Consider the following 23,405-nt stretch of genomic DNA (forward strand, 5'->3'; position numbering starts at 1 on the left):
TTAAATGTTAATATTAAGTAGATACACGTATGTATTCTTGATTAGTATTAATATACATCTTATTAAGAAGGATTTCTACAAAGAGCAGATCCAAGACCTTATGCTGCGGTTAATTTGAACAATGCCCCTGTTGGTCGAGTACGTGCGCCAAGCGCCCAATTAACACTTGTACACATTCCTTAGGAGCCGACTCCCCTGGACGCGTAGCCGATACAGGTAGAATAGGACGGCTTCTTGAACGGTAGCAACAAGCAAACTTGACACTCCCCACGGCTGTGGGAATTTCGCTCCGCTCCATTCCCACAAAAAGCCGGGGGATTCTTGGCTCATCGACGTTTCTTGCCCCTACAGGTCTTGCGACCAATAGAAGTAGAGGAAACATCTCCCCAAGCGTTGATTCCCGGATGCCCTCCGGTATTTTTAGCTTTGAGCAATATGTTGATAGCTGCATTTACATCACGTTGCAACACTGTCCCACAGTGTGGACAGTTGTGAGTTCTTGTAGAGAGTCCTTTCATAACAGTTTTTCCACAATCACTGCACTTCTGGCTTGTGTAATGAGGTGCAACAGCTACAACCTTAGTATTGAACTTCAAGGCAAAGTACTCAATCCAACGACGAAAAGAAGTCCAAGCAACATCACTGATTGACTTGGCTAGGTGACGATTTCTCACCAACCCTTTCACATTTAAGTCTTCATAGGCGACAAAGGCGTTAACCTTGCATACGCAACGTGCCAGTCTCTTGGCATGTTCTTCACGTTGCCTACTTACTCTTAAATGTTTCCGGGCATGCCGCCATGACGCTTTTCGTCTATTGTTTTTACCTTTTTCCTTAGTGTAAATTCGGCGTTGAGCGTGCTTGATTGATTTTTCTGCCTTGCGGAGAAAACGAGGATTCTCTTCGTGATGCCCGTTGGAATCAGAATAGAAATACTCAAGCCCTACATCCAACCCAATTTCATTGTTTCCGTTTCTTTGCTCAGGCTGAGCATCAACTTTGATACAAAACTGAACATAATAGCCATCTGCCTTGCGTACAATCCGGACTCGCTTAATTAACGTTAGAGGGTAGGTATGGATATCCCATTTCCCTAATAGCTTGAGTTCACCAATCTCTTTCTTGTCCAAGAAAGTTATGCGTCGCTTTGAGGGGTGTAACTTCCATCCCGATGTCTTGTATTCAACAGAACGGCTACCTTTCTTAAACCTTGGGTAGCCTTTCTTCCCAGGTTTATTCTTTTTGCAATTATCAAAAAATCTGTTGATTGCGCGTTCCACATTCTCAACGGATGCTTGACACGCATGACTGTTTAAGTCTTTAACAAACTCGAACTCTGCACGTAACTGAGTGTTGTACTGATATAGCTGCTTTTTGCCCACTCCACGGTTATCCATCCAATAACGCAACACTTTGTTTCGTACAAACTGACTCGTACGAATAGCTTCGTCTATGGCTACAGATTGAGTCTTTTTAACTACCGCTTTGTATTCCAGTACCAACACTCTTGAATCACCTCCTTACTTCTGCTATCGTATGGCTGATAGACATATAATAGCACAAAGATCTTGCTATGCCAAAGAAGTATGCAGCTAAAAAATTAACTGTTCGGTTGAGTGAACAGGAATGGGAAATAGTTCAAAAGGTATCGGAGTCTGAAGGAATTGATTATAACGATGTTATTCGTGATGCAGTGCGAAGATTGGGACGGGGAATAAATTCCCCAACGGGCTTATCCCCATAAATGGAATTTAGGGGCTTGCGCCCTCCGATTTTCGGTCAAAACCCTTTATTTATATAACTATACGCGGCTTGAGTAAGTTAAGTTTTGTGTTGCACACATTGAGTCATTAAGCTACACCTCCCTTACTAAGTTTAATTACTTTTGCGGGTACCCCAACTGCTATCGAATAAGGAGGGATATTTTTGGTGACAACTGCTCCAGCCCCGATGACACTGCCTTTACCAATAGTCACTCCATCTAAGATTCTAACTCCAGAGCCTATCCAACAATCGTCCTGAATTTCAATTCCTTCACGGCTTAATCCATATTCTCTATGATTGTTGGCGTAGATACCTGTATGTGACGCGATTTGGCAATTCTTACCAATTTTGATATGACCAGGACCAGCCATGCAAACATATGGTCCCAGGTAGGAGTCGTGGCTAATCTCAATCAGGCAATCAGAACCTGTAGCTCTGATATCAACACCGCGATCAAGACAAACCCTGTCGCCAATACGTAGTAAACTATTTGGGTGTCTAATTTCCAAGCGCACATCCCGGAGGATTTTAATATCATCACCAACTTCCATTGAACGAGCTCCAAGTAACTCAACCCCTGCTTGAATGTAAACTCTCCGACCCATGCGAGCAAAGATTGAACGGTAAGCTAGCCGTCGCAGTAGAGTGCCAAGTGGACGAGGAATTGATCCTATGAAATTGATTATGGTCAGTTCTACTGTGCGCGACCAAACTGTAGGTGCCTGAGTAGGCAACTCCTGATAACTGTTAACTTGTTCGACTGTCATAGCTTCTAAATGTTATTGCAAAGCAAGTGACTTGTTATTTATACTGCCAAATGTGGAGATGAGTTTTGTCACCAAAGCTTGAGTATAGTTAACATGATTAAATTGGTTGAGTACCAGTTCATAACCTCGCTGAGCCTGCTCTTGAGCTTTTTCCGGAGCATTTAAGAGGTTCACGATTGCTTGCTTGAGTCCTACAGGGTCACGGGGATTAACACCAGTAACGATACCCGAGTCAATCAGGTCGCCAATAATTCCTGACGAGCGAGTTATTACTACAGGTCGCCGACAAGCCATCGCTTCAAACAAAGTGGTGAGTCCGGCTTCATAATTATTCTCAAAAAGAGTGATGACAACTAAGTCAGAATCGCGGTAAAGCTGTACCAACTCGCACCAGTCGTAAAAGCCAGACGACATATTACTAGGCATAACTTCTGGGAACGCCCGTTTTAATGCAACTGCGTTACGTGAGAAAGCGCAAATCTTCACATCGACATTTAAATCTCGAGTCGCATCAGCAAGAGTTCTATAATCCCGTTTTTCCAAACCTCCACTACCAATAACTGGACGAAGTTTGTTTTGTAAAGCGGGTCCTGGTGTGAAGAAGGATGTGTCTATAGGTTGTGACATAAATAGATAGACACGGTTCTCAGGCAAGCCTAAGTAGTGGCGAAGGAATTCAGCTTGCGAAGGAACGGTGGTCACAAATAAATCAATCCGGTCTGCTATATTAAAGAGCTTCAACGCCAGACGAGTTCGTGGTCGGTTTATATTGTGGATATATACAACAATTTTGGGTCGGTTCTCTTTTACACCGCAGAGAGCGGCAATTGGAATTCCTACGTGTTCCCCTGTGCAATATATGACATCATCCTCTTGAAGCTGCGACGACAGCTTGCGTGCTAAAGCCCAGTATTCAGGACGACCTATAATATGCGCACGAATTTTATCTATGGGCAACACGGGTTCGGACTCTGGTTGATAAACTGTTGCCCCTAAAAGCTGAGTCATTGCCGATATTACATGCTTGGGGCATTTTCCCGCGAGAGCATTTTGGGTGATTTGTTCTAGGTTACAGGTCGGGATTAAAGCTATGTGGTATTTCAAGGCTCTTTCCTCATTCTTTAGGAATATCTGGGAATATGACCTTTTTATTCTTTAACTAAGACATAACTTTTACATTATCTTAAACTAATGTCTCAATTGACACCCCAAATCCCAAATTATTCCAAATAACTAAAAATAGAGCAAGTACTCGGTTGACACTCCCCACCCTGCCTGACGGTGAGGTTTTGAACGCAACTTCGTATAACGCTCTTAAGCAAGGCAGAGCCTCGCAATATGCATTCCCAGCCTGAGGCTGGGAACGAGGCAATCTCTTAAAACTTGTTCTATACTGGTTTTCACCTTAAGTTGACACGTATGGGCATTTCCCAGCCCCTACAGAGTGATTTATTTACTTGAAAAGCGCTGTAACCAAGACAGCAGCTTTTGTATTTACCTAAAGTAGTGATTGAATTGGCAACCCAAACCCTAAATAATTCCGAATAACTAAAAATAAAGCTAGTACCCCGATAAAAAAGACTGTAGTTTGAATATCTTGGGCTAAACAAGTGAGTTTTTCCCGCCAAAGTCCATAAAGATTGACTATGTACAAAGGCAAATCGCTGAATGCAATGACGATAATAGCCCCCAGCTCACCGAAACTGTAATGTGCCAGAGGTACACCCAGAATAATTATTCCAAATCGAGCAAAATTACTTTGAGCTGAGTATAAGGGCTTGCTAATTGCTAATAAAGCAGGGCTGATAGTATAAAATAGCAGGGAAAACCAAATTCCACTGCATAAAATCGGCATCATCCAGGTAGCGGCAGCATACCTTTTGTCATACAATATCCCAACAATTAAATCACCAACAGTCACTAGAATTGCTAATGCGATCGCACACCCTATCAGCATGAGACGCCGTTGCCGGAGAATTTTCTCTCGCAAAGTTGACCTTGGCAAATCAGCTTGCTGGGAAATTGTGGGAAAAATGACTTTATAACTAAGTTGTTTAATAACTTCTCGGGGTATGCTTGCTAGAGTATAAGCTACTGTATAAACGCCTAGCATTTGAAATGACAGGATCTTAGCCAAAACCAGGCGATCGGCTTGTTCAGCAGCAAACATGAGCGCGGATGCAATAAACATCCACTTACCGAAGGATAAAATTTCTTTTACTGCTTCCGGCTCCCATGCGAAGCGGTTGGAGTATTTTGGTATTAACCAATAGCTGCTGACTAATTTGTATACTCCTCCCACCACCGTTCCAATAGCTAAAGTCCAAATACTTGGATATAACCAAACCAAGAAAATTAACGTAGAAAGAAAACATGCCTGCAATATCAGTTCATACAGGGAAAGCTTACCCAGTTCCAGCCGACGATGAAGAGTATGTACGCTAGTAGAGCTAAATCCTTCAATAAATGAGTACAGTATAGCAATAGGAATTAGCCCCATCAAGCGTTGGTCATTATAGAAATTTGCAGCTGGAAAGCTAATCAGTAGACAAACAAGCCAAATGACTACACCACGAATAACTTGTATAGTCCAAGCAGTATTTAAAAAAGTCTCTTCATCACCTCGTTTACTGTTGATTATATTTTGAGCAATACCAACGTCTGAAAATAATTCCAGACCAACTCTAAGGGTCGTCACCAAAGCCATCAAACCAAAATATTCTGGTTTCAGCAGGCGAGTCAAAATCAAATTATTGCCAAATCGTAAGATTTGAATACCTCCGAAACATATAATCGTCCACATTGCACCACGCATGGCACGCTTTTTTAGAGATGTCATAGTTTCTGTATAAATAAATTAGTTAGTTGTCTCAATCCATGCCAATGATTTGGTTTTTCTTTTGATAAGTAATTGGAACCGCAGATGCACGCAGATAAACGAGGCAGTGCGTTGCGGTGAGACCAGTGAGTCATCGGAGGGCTTCCCTCCGAGCTGCAACTGGCGTAAGCGCAAAGCGCAGGCGCAGCCAACGCGCGTAGCGTGCCGTTCGGCGAAGCCGTGGCCGTACCCACTAGGCATACCCGGAGGGGGGTTCCCCCCGAGTCCCGCAACTGCCGTGCAGATAATTTATCTGTGTCCATCTGTCCCTTCGCTTCGCTCGAGGGCAAGGTTTATCTGTGGTTTCATAATCAAAGAAATGGACGAGTGCAATCTTACTGCACTCGTCTTGCACCTTCAAACAGATGTTGTGACTGTTTCTTGTTTAGTTAAGAAAACTTGTTTTTCTGGATAATTGGGACGAATCGGTTCCACATCACCTTGCAAAGCGCTCTTCATTAGGTTATGTAACCGTGCAACTTCATGGTGTATGTTAAAGTCTTTCTCTACTTTGGCTCGACCTGCTGTGCCAAATGCAGCTCGAAGTTTATGATTACTCAGTAATATTTCGATATTCTCCGCTAGGGAAACAGGGTCTCCGGGTGGAACAAGGTAGCCGTTAACACCATCTTCTACCAACTCACTAACACCTGCAATCTGGGTAGCAACCACAGGTACACCAGCCGCCATTGCTTCCATCAGCACGACTGGTATCCCTTCAGCAAAGCTGGACATCACGAAAATATCGGTTTGCTGAAAATAGTCGCGGACTTCACCTTGGGATTTATAGCCGACGAATTTGACATTCTGGCTCAATCCCAACTGGGCAGTTGTTTGTTCTAACTTTTGACGGTCTGGACCATCACCTACAACTGTTAATGATATATTTGGATGCGATCGCCTCAAACTCACAAGGCTTTCGAGCAAAATAGGCAAGCCTTTCGCCGCAGCCAGTCGTCCCACAAAAAGCAAGCGTTTTCCTGACTCGTTGTGAGAAACGACATCGAATAACGCTGGGTCGATACCACAATGAATGATATGCATTCGATTCCACTTTTCGGTGGGTGCAAATATCATTCCCTGACTGCGAGCATAATGGCTGATACAACATACAAACAGCGATCGCTTGATTTTCTCGTCGAGTCGCCATTGATGTGGACGGAAGAAGATGTACGGACCGTGCAAGGTGAAACTATAAGTAAAACCGCCCATTTCGGCGGCGAGCATCGCAACGGTACCGCTAGCTTCTACAATGTGGTTGTGCAAATGTACAATTTGCCTTTGTTTGATTTGTTTGGCAAGGATACCTGCTTCCAAAAAGTAGAAGATTTGAAAGAGCGCACCTCGCAACCCAGGTTGGCTGGTTGACCATGCAAGCTTGATTGCTTGCAAGTATCTTTTTGGGAAAGCAAGCAATAAACTGAGGTGCGCCAGTATTAAGTTTATGGGATTGGGGGGAAGGATGTAGAAAGTGCGATCGCGCTCTAACTTCTGTTCTGTCCCAACCATGTGTTCATCCCCTGTTCGGCGAACAGAGAATGTGTGGACGTCCACACCCATTTCTCGCAGGGTTGTGACTTCTCGCTGAATGAAAGTGTCCGTTGCTCTGGGATATTCACCAGTTAGGTAAGCAATCCGCATTCTCTTCAGCCTCCTAAAGGTTGCAACGAGGGTGTCGGCAACGGTACCTCCAACAGTTCGACATCGCTACAACTGCGCTCAACTGCGGTGTCGAGTGAATACCTGGGGCTCCAGTTCAAAATTTGTTTTGCACGAGCATTACTGTAGCGAAACGGCTTAAACCTGGCATCTATTGCCCTTGGGATAAATATACCAGGTAGCCTTGCCTGCCCCTTCAGCACTCGTTGGTTGTAAGTCCAGAAAATCCAGGCTAGCAAGTACAAGAACCATAAACTGACGGGAATCGTGCGGGGCAGAGAATCTAGGCGTTGAGCCAGTTTTTGGGCATAGACTTTCTGAGTAGGCAAGTCGTCATCAACGATATTCAAAGTTTGACCAATTGCCTCTTCACGCTCCGCAGCACTGATAATTGCATCAGCACAGTTTTCAATATATGTCAATGGCATCTGTGCGTGACCGCCGACTTTCAACCATAAATTGCCGATCAATTTAGCTCCAAGAATGGTATTCCAGAGGCAGTCTCGTCCATAGATCATTCCGGGGCGAATATACGTCACGGGTGCCCCATAATTCTGCTCAAACTCGCGAACAAGTTCTTCCTGAAGCAGCTTGACTTGGGCGTATTCATCCCGTTCTAGGGGATGGTCCTCAAGGGGCGTGTCTTCAGTAATTGTTTTGCCGGATGAATAATTATACACCGAAAAGCTACTGATATCAACCAGCCTCAGCACATTAGCCTCAATCATGGCATCGAGCAAGTTTTCAGTGGCAATGACTGTGCCAGCAAATCGTGAGTAAAAGTCACCATCTTTGACGGCTGCCAAATGGAGCACTGCATCCACACCCCGCACAGCATCAGCAATACCATCTTTGCGCCGCAAATCGATACGGACGAGTTCCACATTTGGGTGATTATGCCAAGGTATACGCTTTTCATTACTAGATGGTCGCACAACCGCACGCACTTTATGTCCTCGTCGCAGTGCTTCAGCGACAACATACTGTCCTAGAAAACCGGATGCTCCTGTTATCAATAACTTCATCGAAAACTCCTGGGTCTCTTACCCCGTCCTAGAAGGACGGCTTTATAAATCTGTGTTAAAATAGTGACAACTAACTTAAGACAAATTGACCTAGTTTGCCGTGGGTTGGAACCCCCTAACACCGGATTCGTAAGGATATGCTTACTTCTGGAGGTAGAAAATGGGGCAATTGGTCAGTGAATCAAAAAACACAGAAAGTTAGTTGTAGTACCTAGACAACGAAATAAGAGTAGGGGGTTCCAAAACTTAATTCTGTTTTGGGTAAAACTCGCAAGTGTTAATGTGCAGGTATGCCCAATGTCGATGACGGAGGGAGTAGGCGCAATTGACACCGCGTTGTATGCAGAAAGTCTTGTAGCAGCTGCTGTGTTCTGGAGTCCACTTCCGTGCGGGGTTCCCCCCGCCCTTGGAAAGTGGACGGTGGTGCTTCGGTATCCGTAAAAAGGCATCGTGGTGAGAACAGTAAGATGAGTATGGTTCAAAACTAGACTAGGTCGTCTGGTTTTCTTCTAAAGAATCACCGTACCTTTAGGTCGGTGAGTGTCAAACTCGATTAGCCTCCAATAGTAAAGCATTAACTAATTGATGTGTACGCTCCATATCTTCAAAACTGATTGGTGGCGCTTTGCCTTCGATTAGTCCTTCATAGGTTTTGTCCAAAAGCCGATGCATTCCTTCATATGTCGTTTGTTGCATAATCTTGCGACGAAAGTTGGTAAATGATGCCCCAACCAAATCGCATCCGTTCAGAAAATGATTAATCAGCGGAGATAGCAGTTCTCCAGCGCGAGGTATAACACAACGTAAATGCGGCTGAAACAAATCAGTTTCTGCATAACCTTTTGAACCTCGCACCGTAACGGCAAAAGCCTTGGGTGGTGTGTGACAACTGAATCGAATCCGAGCGTGTGCAGAGCCTCCGATGACGATCGCATCAAGGTCATCATATCGGAACAAATCTCCACCACCGTGATTACTCCATGCAGCGCTCACGCGTTCAAAATCTGGTATGAAGCGCACCGTCATGGAACACAAGTGTGTAATGAAATCATGAACCACCCCTGCGGGCATTTTATGAATAGGATTCGGCAAGTTTTCGTCTGCAAATGCTCCACCATCGCGAACTGGAAGCGCTATGCGGACTTCAACTTCCTGCACTTCACCCAGAATACCATCTGCAATTAATTTCTCAATAGCCAGGATCGGTTCGTTAAAGCAGTAGTTTTGGTTTTCAATCAACCAGCGGTTGTGAGACTGTGCAAAGGTCCTAAGTTCTTGAAACTCATCGTAGGTGGGTGTAATAGGCTTTTCACAGAACACGTGTACACCTGCTTCTAAGCAGTCCTTTGCAATCCGCTTATGAGTATGAGGCGGAGTGAGAATGTGTACAACGTCAGGTTTTACCTCATCGAGCATCTGACGATAGTCGGTGTAAGTCGAGTCGGCACCAAACCTTCGGGCTGCATACCTGGCAGCGGCTTTTGAAAGGTCACAAACACTGGCTAAATGTGCGCGCTCAGATTTGGAAAGAAAACTGAGATGTTCTTTGGAGATTGCCCCTGTGCCAATGACTGCTGATTTAAGTTTTGTTACCATTGATATTTTTTATTCTCCGTTATAGTGTTTTGTCAATTAGTAATTCATTGCATTCATTGTGATAGCTTGAGATAGTTTGTAGTGAGCGCTTCAGCGCTCACTACAAACAAAAGAAAGGTTGTCTCAACTGGCTGAAGGCGCACTTTTGTACTCCACTATGGTGCGCTGTCGTTTCAACAACCTGAAGATGTAAAATTGAATTTTCCCGAGTAATTGTGGGTATTTCTCTATTGCACAAAACAGGGCATAGAAAATAGCATCGGTTGACTTAAACCCTCGTTTGCGCGTAGAGCGATACACTCGGTAAGCGACAAAAGCATATGCCATGAACAGTAACAGTATGCTTAGCCCCCGAGTTGGCAATAGACCGACGATGACCAACAAAGGCAAAAGCACAGCCCAGAACCAAATCCTACGACTTTCTCTTATCCAAAGCTGTTCGGAATTGCGACTGTATAGCCAAGCCCCCTCAGTAAAGGCATAACCACTGCGAATTGAGCGCTTCCACCACTGACCAAAACGGGTGATTTGGGCATCGTGCAATGTCATTTCTGCATTGATACGTAAAATTTTGCCACCAACTCGACGCAGTCGCAAACACAATTCTGGTTCTTCTCCTGCAATGAGTGTCGGGTTGAATCCTCCCACCTTTTTCAAAGCTGTCACTCGCATCATGGAGTCTCCACCACACGCTTTAGCTTCACCTACGGGAGTATTCCACTCGATGTCGCACAGGCGGTTATAGATAGAGTTAGTGGGGAATTCTTCCCGACGCCGACCACACACTACGACAACCTCGGGCTGAGCAACTAATTCACGCACAGCACATTCCAACCATCCCTCAACAACGCGACAGTCTCCATCTACAAACTGGACAAATTCGACTTCTGGTTTGACTCGTAATAGATATTCAAACCCTGCATTCCTAGCACGAGCTGCAGTGAATGGAATAGATAAATCAAGTTCCACGACATGGACACCAAGGGAACGCGCTAGCTCCACGCTACCATCTGTTGAGCCAGAATCAACGTAAACTATAGTTCTCCCTTCTCCTATCACTGATAACAAGCACGCTCCCAGACGCTCCCCTTCGTTGCGTCCGATGGCAACAACTCCAATACACTGCAAAGTAAAACCTCCTATAATATTCGTCTATGTTGTAGACAGTTTTAAGTAACACGTAAATAGCTTTTCTTTTTTAAAGAAATCCTAGGGTGGGCATTGCCCATAAAAGCCTATGTAATGCACAGTTGAAATATTGGTAAGCAATGCCCACCTTACAGAAAACTGCTGTAAATAACACATAAATAGTTTTTCTTTTTTAAAGTGTTAATTTTTTGAATTTGCTTTTCTGATTTATAGTAAAAACAATTGTTATAAACAAAACCCAATACAGGTTTGCTAAACGCATCAAATAACTCTCTGTCACGTTATTCATTGCTAAAAAGGTGAGATAAGCTAAGGGCCAAAGATCCTCTGGATTTCTAGTTGCATAAGCTCGCTTTAAAGCCTGAGCAAAGGTTGTGAAATAACTCATTAAAAAAAGTGATAAACCAATGAAGCCAACATCAAGTAGTAAATCAATTAAGCCATTGTGAGCGTGAGGTGGAACCCAACCAGACCCTATTGCATGACCTGCTTCGATTGCATACTTACTTTTAGGTGCCCAGAATGCAGCATAACCATAACCCAACAATGGTCTTTCCATTAATCTAGCGAGTGCAGCACCCCACAGGGGCGTCCGTCCAGTTAAAGTGGGGTCTCTTCCTAAACCAGTTAAAAGTTCTACCCAATAAGTGAAAATGAGTAAAGCAACACATCCTAGAATCAGAATTCCAATATCTATGAAAATTACGCTTATCTTTCCCTTCCACCGAAAGTTTCTATAGAATACCATTAATAATATAAGCAATAAAGAAAGAACAAGAGAAGTTCTTGATGTTGAAACTAGCATCAAGACCAGCGAAAAACTCAAACCAGCCCACTTGTATAAAGTTGAGTTTTCCTTTGGCAAGGCAAGAAAAGTTAATGAGCTTAAAACCATCATGCTGCCGAGACCATTTTTGTGTCCGTATACTCCTTTCCATGCTCCTGGATGAGATTCTATCCCATCTGCTTGATGTATCCCAACCGAAGGTAATCCAACGGCAACAATTGTACTCAAGAAACTTCCTATAAATAAAGTACAGGCAACGAGTTGTACCTGCTCTTTCAAACTAAATCGTGTGGCAAAATATAAGCCAAACGAGGTCATCATCAAGATATCTCTGGCATTAAACGATGTAAAGTCTGGATATTCTGACCAGACAAATGATAGCAGAGCTAATACCGTTAATAGACAGAGTAATTTATCTCTACCGGCTGTGATTATCGTACTTTTCCAGAAGAGACAAACGAGAATGGTTGAGATTCCCCAAACAGAGAATCTGACTAATGTGACAACGAAATTTGGAAGCACAGCACCCAAAGCGTGTACACCAAATACTCCTGAAAAGAAACTTAAGCCTAATATTATAAAACCTTTCTCGGCAAGTCTTAAAAATTTACTTAGAGTTTTCTTTTTCATAGATTGACTTTAGAAAGAGAAAGGTTAATTCGGCTAAACATTGTTTTACTATATTTTGTCCCTTTGGGTACGAACCCACACGCTTTGAGGTTTCACTAAAAATTTGAGATAAACTGGAATTTTCCAAAGAACATAAAAAGGAACAGTTAAAAGTTGCAACAGAGGAAGGTCTTGGCGAGCAAATTTAGCCCAAGCTGTCATAATTGCCATGAGGAAACAAAGTCCCGCTGTAGCTACAATAGCTGCTGGTATCCATGAGGCTTCCAAGACTGCAAACAGCAAAGTCACTGCCATTAGCCCTAACCAAAGAACAACAAGCAGAGATAAAGGTGGCACACACAAATCCAAAATGCTCACCAACAAGTCGAACCTTTTTTGATAGACTGCTTCTTTGAGTAAGGTAGGGACATAAGTCTGGATAATTTGTAAATGACCATGTTCCCAACGAGTTCTCTGACTTCTAGCAGCCTGCGACTGCTGCGGCAAATACCCAGTGACTTTTGCTTCTGGGCAAAACACTGGTCTGTGTCCAGCTATAGTCAAATCCAAGCCTAGTTTCAAATCTTCAAGGAGGTGACCGTTGGCTAAACTCACTGAGCGAATGACTGACCAAGGGAAAGCCATACCTGTGCCAAGCAAGGGGCAGGGCAGTCCTAGGCGGGCTAATCCACGGGGACGAGCAAGATTCCTAACGATGTTGGAAAATTGTGAAACGAAGTCTTTTGACGACTGAGAGTTTTTAGGTCTGAGCATCAAGTAGGTTGCTTGGACAGGTCGCTGTGTGGCGATCGCACACTGACTTAACTGCTCAATTGCACCTGGATAGACTGTACAATCAGCATCAACAATCACAACCACATCAGGAGGATCTGACTCAATAAACTGTAAGCCATAGTCTAGGGCGTATCCTTTACCTCTTTGCTCCTTGTTCTGACGCTCAATCACTGTAGCACCCATTGTACGAGCAATTTGAGCTGTCGCATCACTACAATTGTCAGCAATGACAACCAGACGGTCTTGTTCTTTTAATGCAGGGATCAGTGTTTTGAGAGTTGAACCGATGACAATCTCTTCATTATGTGCTGGGACTAAGACAGTTACTTTAGCATCTTTAGCATCTTTAGGATCAGCTTCACCAGTCGAAGCCTTCGGGAATAAAGCCGCAGTACATTCAATCAGAAAAAATAGACAAACAATAAATAGACCCGATGCGCTAACTAACAGCACAACATCAATACACGAAGCCACGAACTGGCTAACTGACATGGCATTGTTACCTCAATACAACAGCATTGTTATCGGACTTTTGAAGAAATGATTTTTGCAGGTATGCCAACTGCTGTTGCTCCTGCTGGAACATCGCACAGAACCACAGCATTAGCACCAATGCTTGCGTTATCTCCAATGGTAACGTTGCCCAATATCTGTGCACCAGCACCAACATCGACACCTTTGCCCAACTTGGGCGCATCCATCGGACGATCTAGGTAACGCATTCCTAAAGTCACCCCTTGGCGTATAATACAGTCGTCGCCAATACAGCAGTGTGAGTGAATGACGATTCCTCCTTGATGTTGAATAACCACACGGCGACCAAGTTGGACAGTGTAAAGCAGTTCAATTCCGTACGTATTCCGAACCTTGCGATATAGCATTCCATAAAGAAGACTCAAAGGCGCTTGTAAGAGTTTGGGTTTAATCTTCTTACGCCAAACTCCAAAACGGTGAATTGCTACAGCCCGGAATCCAGGCTTAGTCCAATCCCGTCCGTGGGCAATCCAGTCTTCTTTAATTTGTTGCCAAAGACCAAAAGCAGAAGCTTTGTCTGCCTTTGTATTTGCCTTCAAGTCGATTTGTGCGTCCATTGTTGAGTCCCCACTTCAGTTTCTACCACACTCTGTCCCACTCGAGGGCTGGAATAGTAAAAGTAGTTGCCAGGTTCGTGCTTCACGTTGACAGCGTTGGCAATCATTCCCAAAATGTTAGCGTCAGAACGTTCCAGCAGGGATTTTGCTGCGGTAGCGCTTGCTGAATCCACAACACCCGGTCGAACGACTAGCAAAACTCCATCCGCCATTTTTCCTAAAACTGCTGCATCAGCTGTCCCAACTAAAGGAGGAGTATCAAATACGATGTAGTCGTATTTGTCAGAGAACATTTTAATCAGCGTAGCCATACGATCCGAGTCAATCAAAGCCAGGGGGTTGGGAGGTACGACTCCAGCTGTGAGGACAGACAGGTGTTTTGTAACCGTTTGCACACCTTGGGGAAATTCAGCCTGACAAACAATCATGTTACTTAAACCGACTGAGTTTATCACACCCCACAAGTGATGTTGCGTTGGTTTACGCATATCTGCATCGACTAGCAGAACTCGCCGTCCCGCCTGAGCCAGTACCGCAGCTAAATTCGCAGAAACTTCTGATTTCCCTTCCCCTGGTACAGAACTCGTTACCACAATTGTGCGAACTTTTTTATGGCTAATGAACTTGAGGTTTGCCTGAAGCATTTGATATGCTTCATGAATCACTGAGCGAGGAGAAGTTGCGACAATAACTCGAGCAGAGACTCCTTCTGACATCAATTTATCAGGAGTAGATGTGGTGTTTGATTCAAACTTAGGAATTAGCCCTAGTAGAGTATAGCCAAAAAATGTCTCGGCTTCCTTAACTGTTTTCAAGGATCTGTCTACTAGGTCTACAAAAAACGCAGCAGCAATACCAAGTAGCAACCCAACAAATACGCCACCTCCTGCTAAAAGCAGTACGACTTTGGAGAGAACTGGTTTTTTGGGAACCTTAGCGGCTTGAATCTCTTTAGCATTGCCAACAGTTTGCTTTTCTGCGACTTCAATTTCCTGTAGTGTGCTGACAAGGTTTTCATAGTTCTTTTTGGAGATAGATAACTTTCGCTCTAAATCTCCTTGCTTTTTCTCCAAATTTGGCATCATCGCAAGCCTTTGCTTATAACTGGCTTGGATGTTAGACAAAGCTTGTATTTTGCTTTCCAAACCTTGGCGTTGCGCTTGTATCTTGGCAAATTCACTTGTCAGATTTTCTTTGATTTTCCCGACCTGCAACTTACCAGGGGGAACATTTTTTTGAGTTCCTAAAACCTGCTTTATTCCTTTAGTTCCTAAAACCTGCTCAATCCGCTGCTGTAATAAAGCATTTAAAGTGACTTCTTGATTTTTTAACTCAGCAATATCTGGATGTTCACTGGTGTAGCGTGCTTTTTCATTTGCTAGCTTAGTTTGTACCTTTTGTAACTCGCTTAAGACTTCCTGTACACCAGGTATCTGACTTATGGAAGTCACTTCCACAGCCTGATCTCCAGCCAAGTTTAATTGACTGTTCATTTTTGCTTCCTGAGCGCTCACATCTGCTAGCGCAGCCCGCGCTTGATTTATTTCCTGATCTATCTGACCAAGATTTTTAACAGCAGCACTCGCCTCTTCTGGAAGCTCGATGATTTTATACTGAATTTTAAACTGACGTAATGCCTCTGCTGAGCGATCTAATTCTGCCCGAGCGTATGGCAGTTGCTTTTTAATAAATTCACCTGCGGCAAAGACTTGAGATCGATTGGACTGAATGTTGTTTGCAACATAGGATTTCATCAGCTGATTGACTACTGATGCCGCCAATTCAGGGTTCTCTGAGGTGTAGGAAACCTGCAGTACGTCTGTGCCTACAATTGGTTCAACCTTGATTTTAAGTGACTCTGGATCAAGAGTATTTCCTTTTTTATCTTTTAACTCTAGGGTCTTGATAACCTCTTCTAAAATTGGCTGAGATGTTAAGATAACAGACTGCGTTTCTAGCGGATTCCCCTCGCGCATTAAGGATTCAAGATCCCCTATCTTTTCTCCTACTTTTGTAAGCGATGAGGTTCTGTCTGATTGAAAAAGAAGCATTCCGCTCGCCTGATATTTAGGTTTTTGCAGGAACACAGCAAACGACGATAATCCTACTGAAGCTAGAACAACTCCTGCCACAATTGGCCAACGGCGTTTCAGAACTAGCCAATATTTTTGAATATCTACTTCTTCTTGATAGCCTTTAGTCTCCATACAAGTTTCCTAGCCGTAGATCATTACGAAATTGGAGCCAAAAATGAAATTTGATATGAATACCTTAGCTTCATAGCATCGGCTATCTTTTAACAAATTGAAATTTATTTTTATTGCTTTCAACATAATGCGACTATTGTAATAGCGTGCCTCCGCAGTAGGCGCGCTCAACAAGACAATTCAAGTGTTTTTGCAATCTTACTTTATGCACTACGTGAGGCTTTATGCACTACGTGAGGGCAAAGCGCACCCTCCGGGTACACAAGCCTTGGATTGACGTAGAGTTTCAAGATATGTCTAATGTAGTTCAACTGATGAAGTTATTGACTAGTAAGTGCGTCCATTGATGCTCATCCTAACTTACTCAATCAAATTCACAACTGTTGTATGGAGAGTGGTGTTTGGTTTACTATATTGCCTGCCGTTTTTACTGATTTTGGTAAATGCACAAACTTGCATATTTTTTTAACCCTGTTTATACTTAAATTGTTGAGAACTACAGAACACTGGTCAAATAAGTGCGTACTAGCTATCAAATATGCTCTTATTAGAAGCATTTTGCTTTAGGCACAATCTAATTGTTAACAATGTTTAGTTGTTCAGATTGCCTACTGACGATGTTAAATATAACTTTAATTGCCAGTAATTTCAAGTAGAAATAAATTTTTTTTTTAAAGATAATGTAAAGTTTGCGGATTTGATAACCAAGTAGGAAAAGTAATAAAAGTATGTTTTGTAACTAAAAACTTGTATAACTGAGATTAAGATTAGTTACGAAGAGTTCCTGTAAAATTGCTTGGCAAAGAAAGACCAATTTCTATTATGAACTACCCGCCCTTCTACGAAGTAAGGGCGGGTAGTTCATATTTCATACACTTTTGCATTCATTTATGGCGTTCTCAGTTTCTCAAAAAGTTTGACATCAGGTGAAGGACTGATAACAAGCTATTTCTCTGGTTAGATTTTTAGAACAAGGTACGAAAAGCAAGAAAAGTATGTCAAAAATTAGAACCTATTTTTTTAAAGCCGCCACTGGGAGTCGTGCTCTAGTGGCGGTAGTTTGCTCTCGTTATTTAGTAAGCACCTGTCTTACCAAGGACAACCTTGACAGTTTTCAGCAAAATTTGTAGATCCAGGCACACAGACCAATTCTCTATGTAAGCGATATCTAATTTCACCCCATCTTCAAAATTCTCGATATCCGAGCGACCAGAAACCTGCCACAATCCGGTAATACCAGGCAAAACTTCTTGTCGGATAAAGTGCTTTGTCTTGAACCTTTCTACGTCCCTCATAGGGAGAGGACGCGGACCAACCAAACTCATCTCTCCAACGACAACATTAAACAGTTGTGGCAATTCGTCGAGACTGTAACGGCGCAGGAATTTGCCTATGCGTGTGATGCGAGGGTCGTCTTTCATCTTAAAGAGGACCCCATCCTTGATTTCATTCTTTGCTTCTAGCGCCGCCTGCAACTTTTCCGCGTTGGTAACCATCGTACGGAATTTCCAAATCTTGAAACTCTTACCATGCAGACCAATTCGATTTTGCCGGAAGAACACTGGTCCAGAAGAATCTAACTTAATGAGTGTAGCTATTACCAGATAGACAGGAGACAGCAGGAGTAACAGAACAATCGAACCACAAAGGTCAAAACTCCGCTTTACCCAAAAATTGCCGCCTGCGATGATTGGTGCTGGTATTGTCATACAAGGGACTTCACCAATCATCCAAAATACGGCTGATTTAGGGTGATGAACTTCACCCTGAATTGGCAGTATTCGTAGGGTAATGCCAGCTGTTTGGAAACGCCAACAAAGATATAGACGGTTCTTAATGGCATTCCAAGAAACAAAAGCCTCTTCTATACCGTGTGTGCGTAGATATTCAAAGGTTGCCTCTCGGTTCATCATATCTAAACTGCTAGAGTCGGCAATTCCCTGTACTGTGTAGCAATTCTCTTTCTCTATTAACCGAATATGGCTTTGTTTGTCTTCCGGGTCTGTAATCAGAAAAACGGAATGGCGAATTGCTCCTTTACTACGAAGCACTCTAGTGCCTACATCACAGACGAAGTGAGAGGTACAAACGAAAACTACAGACAACAGCCAAAACAGTAGAAAAGTTGAGCGCGAGACATAACTATCTGGTTCGTAGAGAAAGGCAATGAGCAAGAGTAGAACTTCTGCCAGCGTTACAGCTTTAATCAAACCAGGATAGTTACGACGATGTGCACCTGATTTATAGAGTCCTTTGGTTGCTATAATGCCTATTTCTACTGTCAAGATGAGCAGTAGAAAAGAGGCTTTTTGTGTCCAAGGCGAATCTAAAGGAGTGCCATGAAATACTGCCAACTTCCATGCTAAGGTCACAGAAATGACATCTAGCGAGATAAGTGTTCCTACCCGCAGAAATTTGCTAGTTAATCCTTTGTGTATCCTTGTGCCACTTGCTGACCTTAAATCTGGTTTAAACCCTGGAACTAATAAAGATTTAGATGTCACGATTTCTATTACCCCTGTATTTAAACTGTACAAATCAATATGGAAGTTAAATGGGCAACAGCTTAAGCAATTACGCATTTAATTTGCACACTCACTTGTGAAGGTAGTCAATTGCGCATCGGGCATGGCGCATGATCCCCTATGCCCAGCCCTAAGCAAAAAAGTGCAATGTCTAGGCGTCTCAGCTTAGTATTGCGATGATGGTCGAGAGCGCTTTCTCAAAAGTTTTGTAAACCGTTCCTGTAGAACCCGATAAAAAAACAGCGGATTGCCAACCACATAACGATGCCATAAGCGTTGTGGTTCTGTGACCAATCGTGTTAACCACTCTAGTCCGCTATTGGTCATCCAACGTGGACCTCTGTTGACGTTGCCACTATAAAAATCAAGACATGCACCTAGAGGCAAAAACACTTTTGTTTCTATTTTCTCTGCATTATTTAGAATCCAACGTTCTTGTAATGGCATACCAAAGCCAATATACAAAATATCTGGCTTAAATTTATTGATTTCTTGGATAACAAATTCATTTTCCTCACCAGACTTGTCAAAATAACCGTGATGTCCTTTCACTTTTAAATTTGGTGCAACCACTTTCAGCTTAGCGATCGCTTTATCTACCGTACCTGGCTCACCAGCAAGCAGGAACAAGGAAACATTTTCCCGCTCGCAAGCTTTCGCAAAATCCTCAATGTAATCTGGACACGTCATGCGATGAGATGAATCTGCGCTGCAGCCGCAGAGTTTCGCTCCTACTAGAACACCAAATCCATCGCAGAACACTAAATCAGATTTGTTGAGAAACTCTCTATACCAAGGGAGTTCGTAGGCAAAGTTCATTCCCCGAATATTTACATGACATATGGTGGTTTTCTTGTCAAGTTTTGCCGATTTGACAGCGTAATCGATGAGTTCATTCACTTTGAGTTTATGAAACCTAGTTCCAAGTAATACTATCTCATCAAATTTGTTCATTTAGATAATTCCTCCAAAGATTTTCTACACAACTGGTAAAAAACAAACACCATTTTTTTGGAAAGCGGTTCTCAGGCTCTACTTAAACATGAACGGGAGTAAGCGCGTGTAAATGCAGATTGGCATTCAAATATCTCAAATACCCTATCAAGTTGCGTCACTTCAAAAATGATTTTAATTGTGGGCGAAACAGAGCAAAGACTGAAGTGCCGTCCTAAGCGCTGAGCCAATTTCAGCCCTGATACTAAAGCCATCAATCCGGCACTGTCCAAGGATTCTACTTGCTCTAAATCTATTAATAAGGTGGCACAATCGTTTTGCATTATGGCTGTTGTCAGTTCCCGCTCAAAGTCCAATGCATTAGCGGCATTTAAAGAACGTTTGAGTCGAATCACTGCAATCTTATTGGCAAGCATTTTTTCCATAATTTGAGTCGAATTAGCAATAAGTTCTCAATTCTGTAATCAGAAAAGCTCCATGACTTGAAAAGGTTGTAAGGTCAACGTTTCGGAGCTTGATCAAACGCTCTTGCCATAGCATTCCATGCCAACTTGGGTTTGAGGTTTGAGTCTAGTGGCAAAGGACGCACTGGCGAACCATCTGAACGGGGAGTAAACATTGAAAGCCAGGTGTGTCTATCGCTCAATCCCCAATTTAATACCGCAATGACTGCTGGCTCATCTAGCACTACGGAAAGATAGTCTTCGTATGCACCGGCGACAATGCGATCGCGAACAGCAGGATCTGAAGGTAATTTTTGATCCGTGACATCTAGTTCGGTAATCAGAATTTTGAGACCAAGACTAGCCACATCAGAGAGAAAACTCCGTAGTTTTTTGGCATTTAACGCACCTTCTTGAGCAACTAGGTGAGATTGGATACCAAGGGCATGAATCGGTGTTCCTCTAGATTTCAAACGTTCTAGTAGTTTCAGAACAGCAGTTCTTTTGACTTCTTCTTTGCGACCGCTATATTCCAGCGCGTTTTCGTTGTAGACTAACATAGCTTTCGGGTCCGCTTGAGCTGCAACGCGATAGGCAAGCTCTATGTAATCTGGACCTAAAAACTGAAGCCACGGACTTTTTCGCAAGCCTGCTTTTTGTCCATCATCTGGTTCAATTGCCTCGTTGACGACATCCCAAGAGTGCATTTGACCAGCGTAGCGTTTAGTCACAGTTGTTATATGTTCCACCAAAAATTTTTCCGCATTTTGGCGGTTAACTACCTCCTTAAACCACTCAGGTAACTGCTGATACCAAACTAAAGTATGTCCTCGAAAAAGCATTTTGTGAGTGCGGGCAAATTGAGCAAGCCAATCTGATCTGCTAAAGTCAAATACGTCTGGACGAGGGCGTAAAAATTGCCACTTCAGCTCGTTCTCCGGCACCAAAATGCCGCACTCCCGAACAATACTAGCCTGTAAATTTTTGTCTGAGGCAAGAAAACCTTGCCCAGAAGCTGCTCCATAAATCAATCCCTTAGCCGTGGCACGCTTCTTTAAAGGAGTTTGCCCAGCAACTTTAAAATCTCTTGTTAGGTTGTTAAGTGCTTGGCTAGGGTACATTGGTAATCTATCTTTTGCCACTGCAACAGCGATCGCCCCGGACATACCTGATACACCCATGTATAACAAACGACGCCTGCTCATTGACGAGGTTTTAAACATATAAATAAAGGCAACTAAAACCAAGAATATTTGACTTTTTCATCCAAGTTGCGTTTTCAGTTACTAACAGGTGATTACATAAGAGCATACTTAGTACTGCATTTCATAAATTCATATCGCACTCTTGGGGTTGTAGTTGCGCTAAGCGCGTGCCTCCTACGGAGGTTGCACGGTACAGCCGCTCTTGCGTGCCGCAGGCATAGACAGCGCAACTACGAACTATAACGCTACGAACTTGTGAAATCCTGTACTTACAGCAGTTTTCAATTCGGTAGAATACAGGTTGGCTGTAGGGGCACAGCATTGCTGTGCCCTTACTATGTGGTTTGTAGTCTATGCATATGAAAAGCGCTGTAACTGACTGGCGACTGCAACGCCGCTCAACTTTTAAACCGGAAGTCCTTGCAGCCTTCGTAGTCATGCCTTTTTGCATCTCTGCAATAATTCTCCGACAGAAGGATTTCCATCGCGGTGAATCACTCCCACCGCTTGCTCTTTAAGTTTTGGTGGTGCTACCGACACCTCATAAGTGCAAAGCTTCTCTTGAGCCCCTTTGCTAAGAGTCTTTTGAACGTGATACCACTTCGTTTCTTGGCACTGATTGCACCAGAATGCTTCCAACCATTCACTTTCTAAATGAACTGCAGTTTCAGTTTCTACCAATATGAGGGCATTGTGTCTACTGAGTCCTCCTGGCTGGAGTGGTGCGGTGCGATTAGCAAACAATGAATACTTTTGACTGACACTATCGAGATAGCATCCATGAATCGGACAGTAAATAGCGCGTCGTTTTGAACGTTTTCGATTTCGATCACACCTTCTGTGCAATTCAACCTCCCTAATTGATAAATACACCACAGATAACAAGAAGGTTTCGTCGGCGGGCCTGAGATCAAAAAGACCATCGAAGCCCAAGGAAAGCGCCTGAACAATTATTTATTCAATTGTGGTTTAATAGATCGTTAACAGACAAGACCCTGACAATTCTTACCAATTAGCTATTGACAGCCCTTATTCTATGGTTATACTACAAATCCTAGGTAGGGCTAAAGCGAGATAAAGCCTATGTGATGAACATTTGAGATCTTGGTGAGCAGTCCGCCCTTGGGGGTTCCCGACGACACTTCTGAGGAGGGTTTCCCTCCGGGAGAAACTGTCCGTCCCGTTGTAGGCGGAACGCCTTCGGTGCAGGGTAGGAACTGCTCACCCTCCAGGTGAGCAAGGTACACAAACAAAGAAAACTCAACAATTAGCTATTTAATTTACATACAGATATGTGGCTAGTCAACAACAGTTTAAAAGTGCGGATGCTGTAAGTGCGTAAACTAACAGTTTGCATTCTTACGCTCTATAAAAGCTAAAATTTGATTTCTCAAATTACCTAAAACAGAGTGTTGCGTTGGGAGATGGTTTGCACGACATATTCCCAAACATTCTCTTAAATTTCGTATTGCTTGGGGTCATAATACAGCATCTTTTTTTTTTTTGCAAGCAAGTAGTAATTTATGGTAATCATCATACAGGACTATAGATTTATTGGGCAATCACTTTATGTTTTTTAAAATTTTTAATAAATGATTCATATCTTAGAGCATTGGGACACTTGAATCATGATTTTACAAGAAATCATGTGGGAAAAGTAAGAAAAGTAGGTAAATAATTGATTTTAATGAAACATGATTTTAGAAATATTTTGTGAATGGTAGGAAAGGTAAGAAAAGAATGTATAAAATTTTGCTTATAGGTCTGATAAGAATTGCTCTATGGGAAATAGAGTCACCAATCTAGCCGCTTTACAAACATTGGTCTACTTACCCTGCCCATGCCATAATTATGTCTTGATAAAGATGATTTTGTATGTTAGATTTACAATTATATCTAAGTCAATTCCCTAAAAGACTGAGAGTAGCTTTCCACCTATCTTTTCTCATAA

19 protein-coding genes are annotated in these 23,405 nt (G+C 43.0%); 1 reads left to right on the plus strand and 18 read right to left on the minus strand.

Annotated elements, in window-relative coordinates; translation table 11 throughout:
* Window positions 1-326: 326 nt before the first annotated feature.
* The gene (locus tag AACT52_RS20625; protein ID WP_073633141.1) at window positions 327-1,505 is read right to left on the minus strand and encodes an RNA-guided endonuclease InsQ/TnpB family protein; all 1,179 of its coding nucleotides are present in this window, start codon (window positions 1,503-1,505) and stop codon (window positions 327-329) included.
* Window positions 1,506-1,573: 68 nt separating this feature from the next.
* Here AACT52_RS20625 and AACT52_RS20630 point away from each other — a divergent pair, with 68 nt between their 5' ends.
* Complete coding sequence (locus tag AACT52_RS20630; RefSeq protein ID WP_096549413.1) at window positions 1,574-1,744, plus strand: CopG family transcriptional regulator; 171 nt, start codon at window positions 1,574-1,576, stop codon at window positions 1,742-1,744.
* A 106-nt stretch (window positions 1,745-1,850) separates the two neighbouring features.
* On the opposite strand, the gene AACT52_RS20635 is transcribed toward AACT52_RS20630, so the two are convergent.
* From AACT52_RS20635 to AACT52_RS20715, 17 genes are all read right to left on the minus strand, one after another.
* Window positions 1,851-2,531, minus strand: coding sequence for an acyltransferase (locus tag AACT52_RS20635; RefSeq protein ID WP_073633142.1), 681 nt, complete (start codon window positions 2,529-2,531; stop codon window positions 1,851-1,853).
* 12 nt (window positions 2,532-2,543) lie between these two features.
* Window positions 2,544-3,539 (minus strand): glycosyltransferase family 4 protein, encoded by a 996-nt coding sequence (locus AACT52_RS20640; RefSeq protein ID WP_233154021.1) that lies wholly within the window; start codon window positions 3,537-3,539, stop codon window positions 2,544-2,546.
* 490 nt (window positions 3,540-4,029) lie between these two features.
* A complete protein-coding gene (locus tag AACT52_RS20645; protein ID WP_073633144.1) occupies window positions 4,030-5,370 on the minus strand; it encodes an oligosaccharide flippase family protein in 1,341 nt (446 codons plus the stop codon).
* A 396-nt stretch (window positions 5,371-5,766) separates the two neighbouring features.
* Window positions 5,767-7,050 (minus strand): glycosyltransferase family 4 protein, encoded by a 1,284-nt coding sequence (locus AACT52_RS20650; protein ID WP_073633145.1) that lies wholly within the window; start codon window positions 7,048-7,050, stop codon window positions 5,767-5,769.
* 5 nt (window positions 7,051-7,055) lie between these two features.
* Window positions 7,056-8,093: an NAD-dependent epimerase/dehydratase family protein gene (locus AACT52_RS20655; RefSeq protein WP_073633146.1), complete on the minus strand. Its 1,038-nt coding sequence runs from the start codon at window positions 8,091-8,093 to the stop codon at window positions 7,056-7,058.
* A 543-nt stretch (window positions 8,094-8,636) separates the two neighbouring features.
* The gene (locus AACT52_RS20660; RefSeq protein WP_073633147.1) at window positions 8,637-9,689 is read right to left on the minus strand and encodes a Gfo/Idh/MocA family protein; all 1,053 of its coding nucleotides are present in this window, start codon (window positions 9,687-9,689) and stop codon (window positions 8,637-8,639) included.
* A 123-nt stretch (window positions 9,690-9,812) separates the two neighbouring features.
* Window positions 9,813-10,817, minus strand: a complete 1,005-nt coding sequence (locus AACT52_RS20665; protein WP_073633148.1) for a glycosyltransferase — start codon at window positions 10,815-10,817, stop codon at window positions 9,813-9,815.
* 193 nt (window positions 10,818-11,010) lie between these two features.
* Entirely contained in the window at window positions 11,011-12,255 is a 1,245-nt protein-coding gene (locus AACT52_RS20670; RefSeq protein ID WP_073633149.1) for an O-antigen ligase family protein, read from the minus strand.
* A gap of 48 nt (window positions 12,256-12,303) precedes the next feature.
* Complete coding sequence (locus AACT52_RS20675) at window positions 12,304-13,521, minus strand: glycosyltransferase family 2 protein (protein WP_073633150.1); 1,218 nt, start codon at window positions 13,519-13,521, stop codon at window positions 12,304-12,306.
* Between the two features lie 29 nt (window positions 13,522-13,550).
* The gene (locus AACT52_RS20680; RefSeq protein WP_073633151.1) at window positions 13,551-14,120 is read right to left on the minus strand and encodes a serine O-acetyltransferase; all 570 of its coding nucleotides are present in this window, start codon (window positions 14,118-14,120) and stop codon (window positions 13,551-13,553) included.
* Window positions 14,099-16,327, minus strand: coding sequence for a GumC family protein (locus AACT52_RS20685; RefSeq protein ID WP_073633152.1), 2,229 nt, complete (start codon window positions 16,325-16,327; stop codon window positions 14,099-14,101). Before AACT52_RS20685 ends, AACT52_RS20680 begins: the two co-directional genes overlap by 22 nt.
* 1,073 nt (window positions 16,328-17,400) lie before the next feature.
* Window positions 17,401-18,831, minus strand: coding sequence for a sugar transferase (locus AACT52_RS20690; RefSeq protein ID WP_073633174.1), 1,431 nt, complete (start codon window positions 18,829-18,831; stop codon window positions 17,401-17,403).
* Window positions 18,832-19,017: 186 nt separating this feature from the next.
* Window positions 19,018-19,806 (minus strand): WecB/TagA/CpsF family glycosyltransferase, encoded by a 789-nt coding sequence (locus AACT52_RS20695; RefSeq protein WP_083630448.1) that lies wholly within the window; start codon window positions 19,804-19,806, stop codon window positions 19,018-19,020.
* A gap of 71 nt (window positions 19,807-19,877) precedes the next feature.
* Window positions 19,878-20,231 carry an STAS domain-containing protein gene (locus tag AACT52_RS20700; RefSeq protein WP_073633153.1) on the minus strand — a complete coding sequence of 118 codons (354 nt, stop codon included), beginning with the start codon at window positions 20,229-20,231 and terminating at the stop codon, window positions 19,878-19,880.
* Window positions 20,232-20,305: 74 nt separating this feature from the next.
* Window positions 20,306-21,472 carry an endo-1,4-beta-xylanase gene (locus AACT52_RS20705; protein WP_073633154.1) on the minus strand — a complete coding sequence of 389 codons (1,167 nt, stop codon included), beginning with the start codon at window positions 21,470-21,472 and terminating at the stop codon, window positions 20,306-20,308.
* 103 nt (window positions 21,473-21,575) lie between these two features.
* A complete protein-coding gene (locus AACT52_RS20710) occupies window positions 21,576-21,893 on the minus strand; it encodes a hypothetical protein (RefSeq protein ID WP_143172833.1) in 318 nt (105 codons plus the stop codon).
* On the minus strand, window positions 21,890-22,300 hold the full coding sequence (locus AACT52_RS20715; RefSeq protein ID WP_073633176.1) for a hypothetical protein: 411 nt from the start codon (window positions 22,298-22,300) through the stop codon (window positions 21,890-21,892). Before AACT52_RS20715 ends, AACT52_RS20710 begins: the two co-directional genes overlap by 4 nt.
* Window positions 22,301-23,405: the final 1,105 nt, after the last annotated feature.

The organism is Scytonema sp. HK-05, assembly GCF_963872035.1.
Taxonomy (GTDB): Bacteria; Cyanobacteriota; Cyanobacteriia; order Cyanobacteriales; family Nostocaceae; genus Kalymmatonema.

What these genes read in the sequence shown, in the direction of transcription:
- AACT52_RS20630 (WP_096549413.1), top strand. Translation starts at nt 1,574, where the DNA reads ATGCCAAAGAAGTATGCAGCTAAAAAATTAACTGTTCGGTTGAGTGAA.
- AACT52_RS20635 (WP_073633142.1), bottom strand. Translation starts at nt 2,531, where the DNA reads ATGACAGTCGAACAAGTTAACAGTTATCAGGAGTTGCCTACTCAGGCA.
- AACT52_RS20640 (WP_233154021.1), bottom strand. Translation starts at nt 3,539, where the DNA reads ATGACTCAGCTTTTAGGGGCAACAGTTTATCAACCAGAGTCCGAACCC.
- AACT52_RS20645 (WP_073633144.1), bottom strand. Translation starts at nt 5,370, where the DNA reads ATGACATCTCTAAAAAAGCGTGCCATGCGTGGTGCAATGTGGACGATT.
- AACT52_RS20650 (WP_073633145.1), bottom strand. Translation starts at nt 7,050, where the DNA reads ATGCGGATTGCTTACCTAACTGGTGAATATCCCAGAGCAACGGACACT.
- AACT52_RS20655 (WP_073633146.1), bottom strand. Translation starts at nt 8,093, where the DNA reads ATGAAGTTATTGATAACAGGAGCATCCGGTTTTCTAGGACAGTATGTT.
- AACT52_RS20660 (WP_073633147.1), bottom strand. Translation starts at nt 9,689, where the DNA reads ATGGTAACAAAACTTAAATCAGCAGTCATTGGCACAGGGGCAATCTCC.
- AACT52_RS20670 (WP_073633149.1), bottom strand. Translation starts at nt 12,255, where the DNA reads ATGAAAAAGAAAACTCTAAGTAAATTTTTAAGACTTGCCGAGAAAGGT.
- AACT52_RS20675 (WP_073633150.1), bottom strand. Translation starts at nt 13,521, where the DNA reads ATGTCAGTTAGCCAGTTCGTGGCTTCGTGTATTGATGTTGTGCTGTTA.
- AACT52_RS20680 (WP_073633151.1), bottom strand. Translation starts at nt 14,120, where the DNA reads ATGGACGCACAAATCGACTTGAAGGCAAATACAAAGGCAGACAAAGCT.
- AACT52_RS20685 (WP_073633152.1), bottom strand. Translation starts at nt 16,327, where the DNA reads ATGGAGACTAAAGGCTATCAAGAAGAAGTAGATATTCAAAAATATTGG.
- AACT52_RS20695 (WP_083630448.1), bottom strand. Translation starts at nt 19,806, where the DNA reads ATGAACAAATTTGATGAGATAGTATTACTTGGAACTAGGTTTCATAAA.
- AACT52_RS20700 (WP_073633153.1), bottom strand. Translation starts at nt 20,231, where the DNA reads ATGGAAAAAATGCTTGCCAATAAGATTGCAGTGATTCGACTCAAACGT.
- AACT52_RS20705 (WP_073633154.1), bottom strand. Translation starts at nt 21,472, where the DNA reads ATGTTTAAAACCTCGTCAATGAGCAGGCGTCGTTTGTTATACATGGGT.
- AACT52_RS20710 (WP_143172833.1), bottom strand. Translation starts at nt 21,893, where the DNA reads ATGACTACGAAGGCTGCAAGGACTTCCGGTTTAAAAGTTGAGCGGCGT.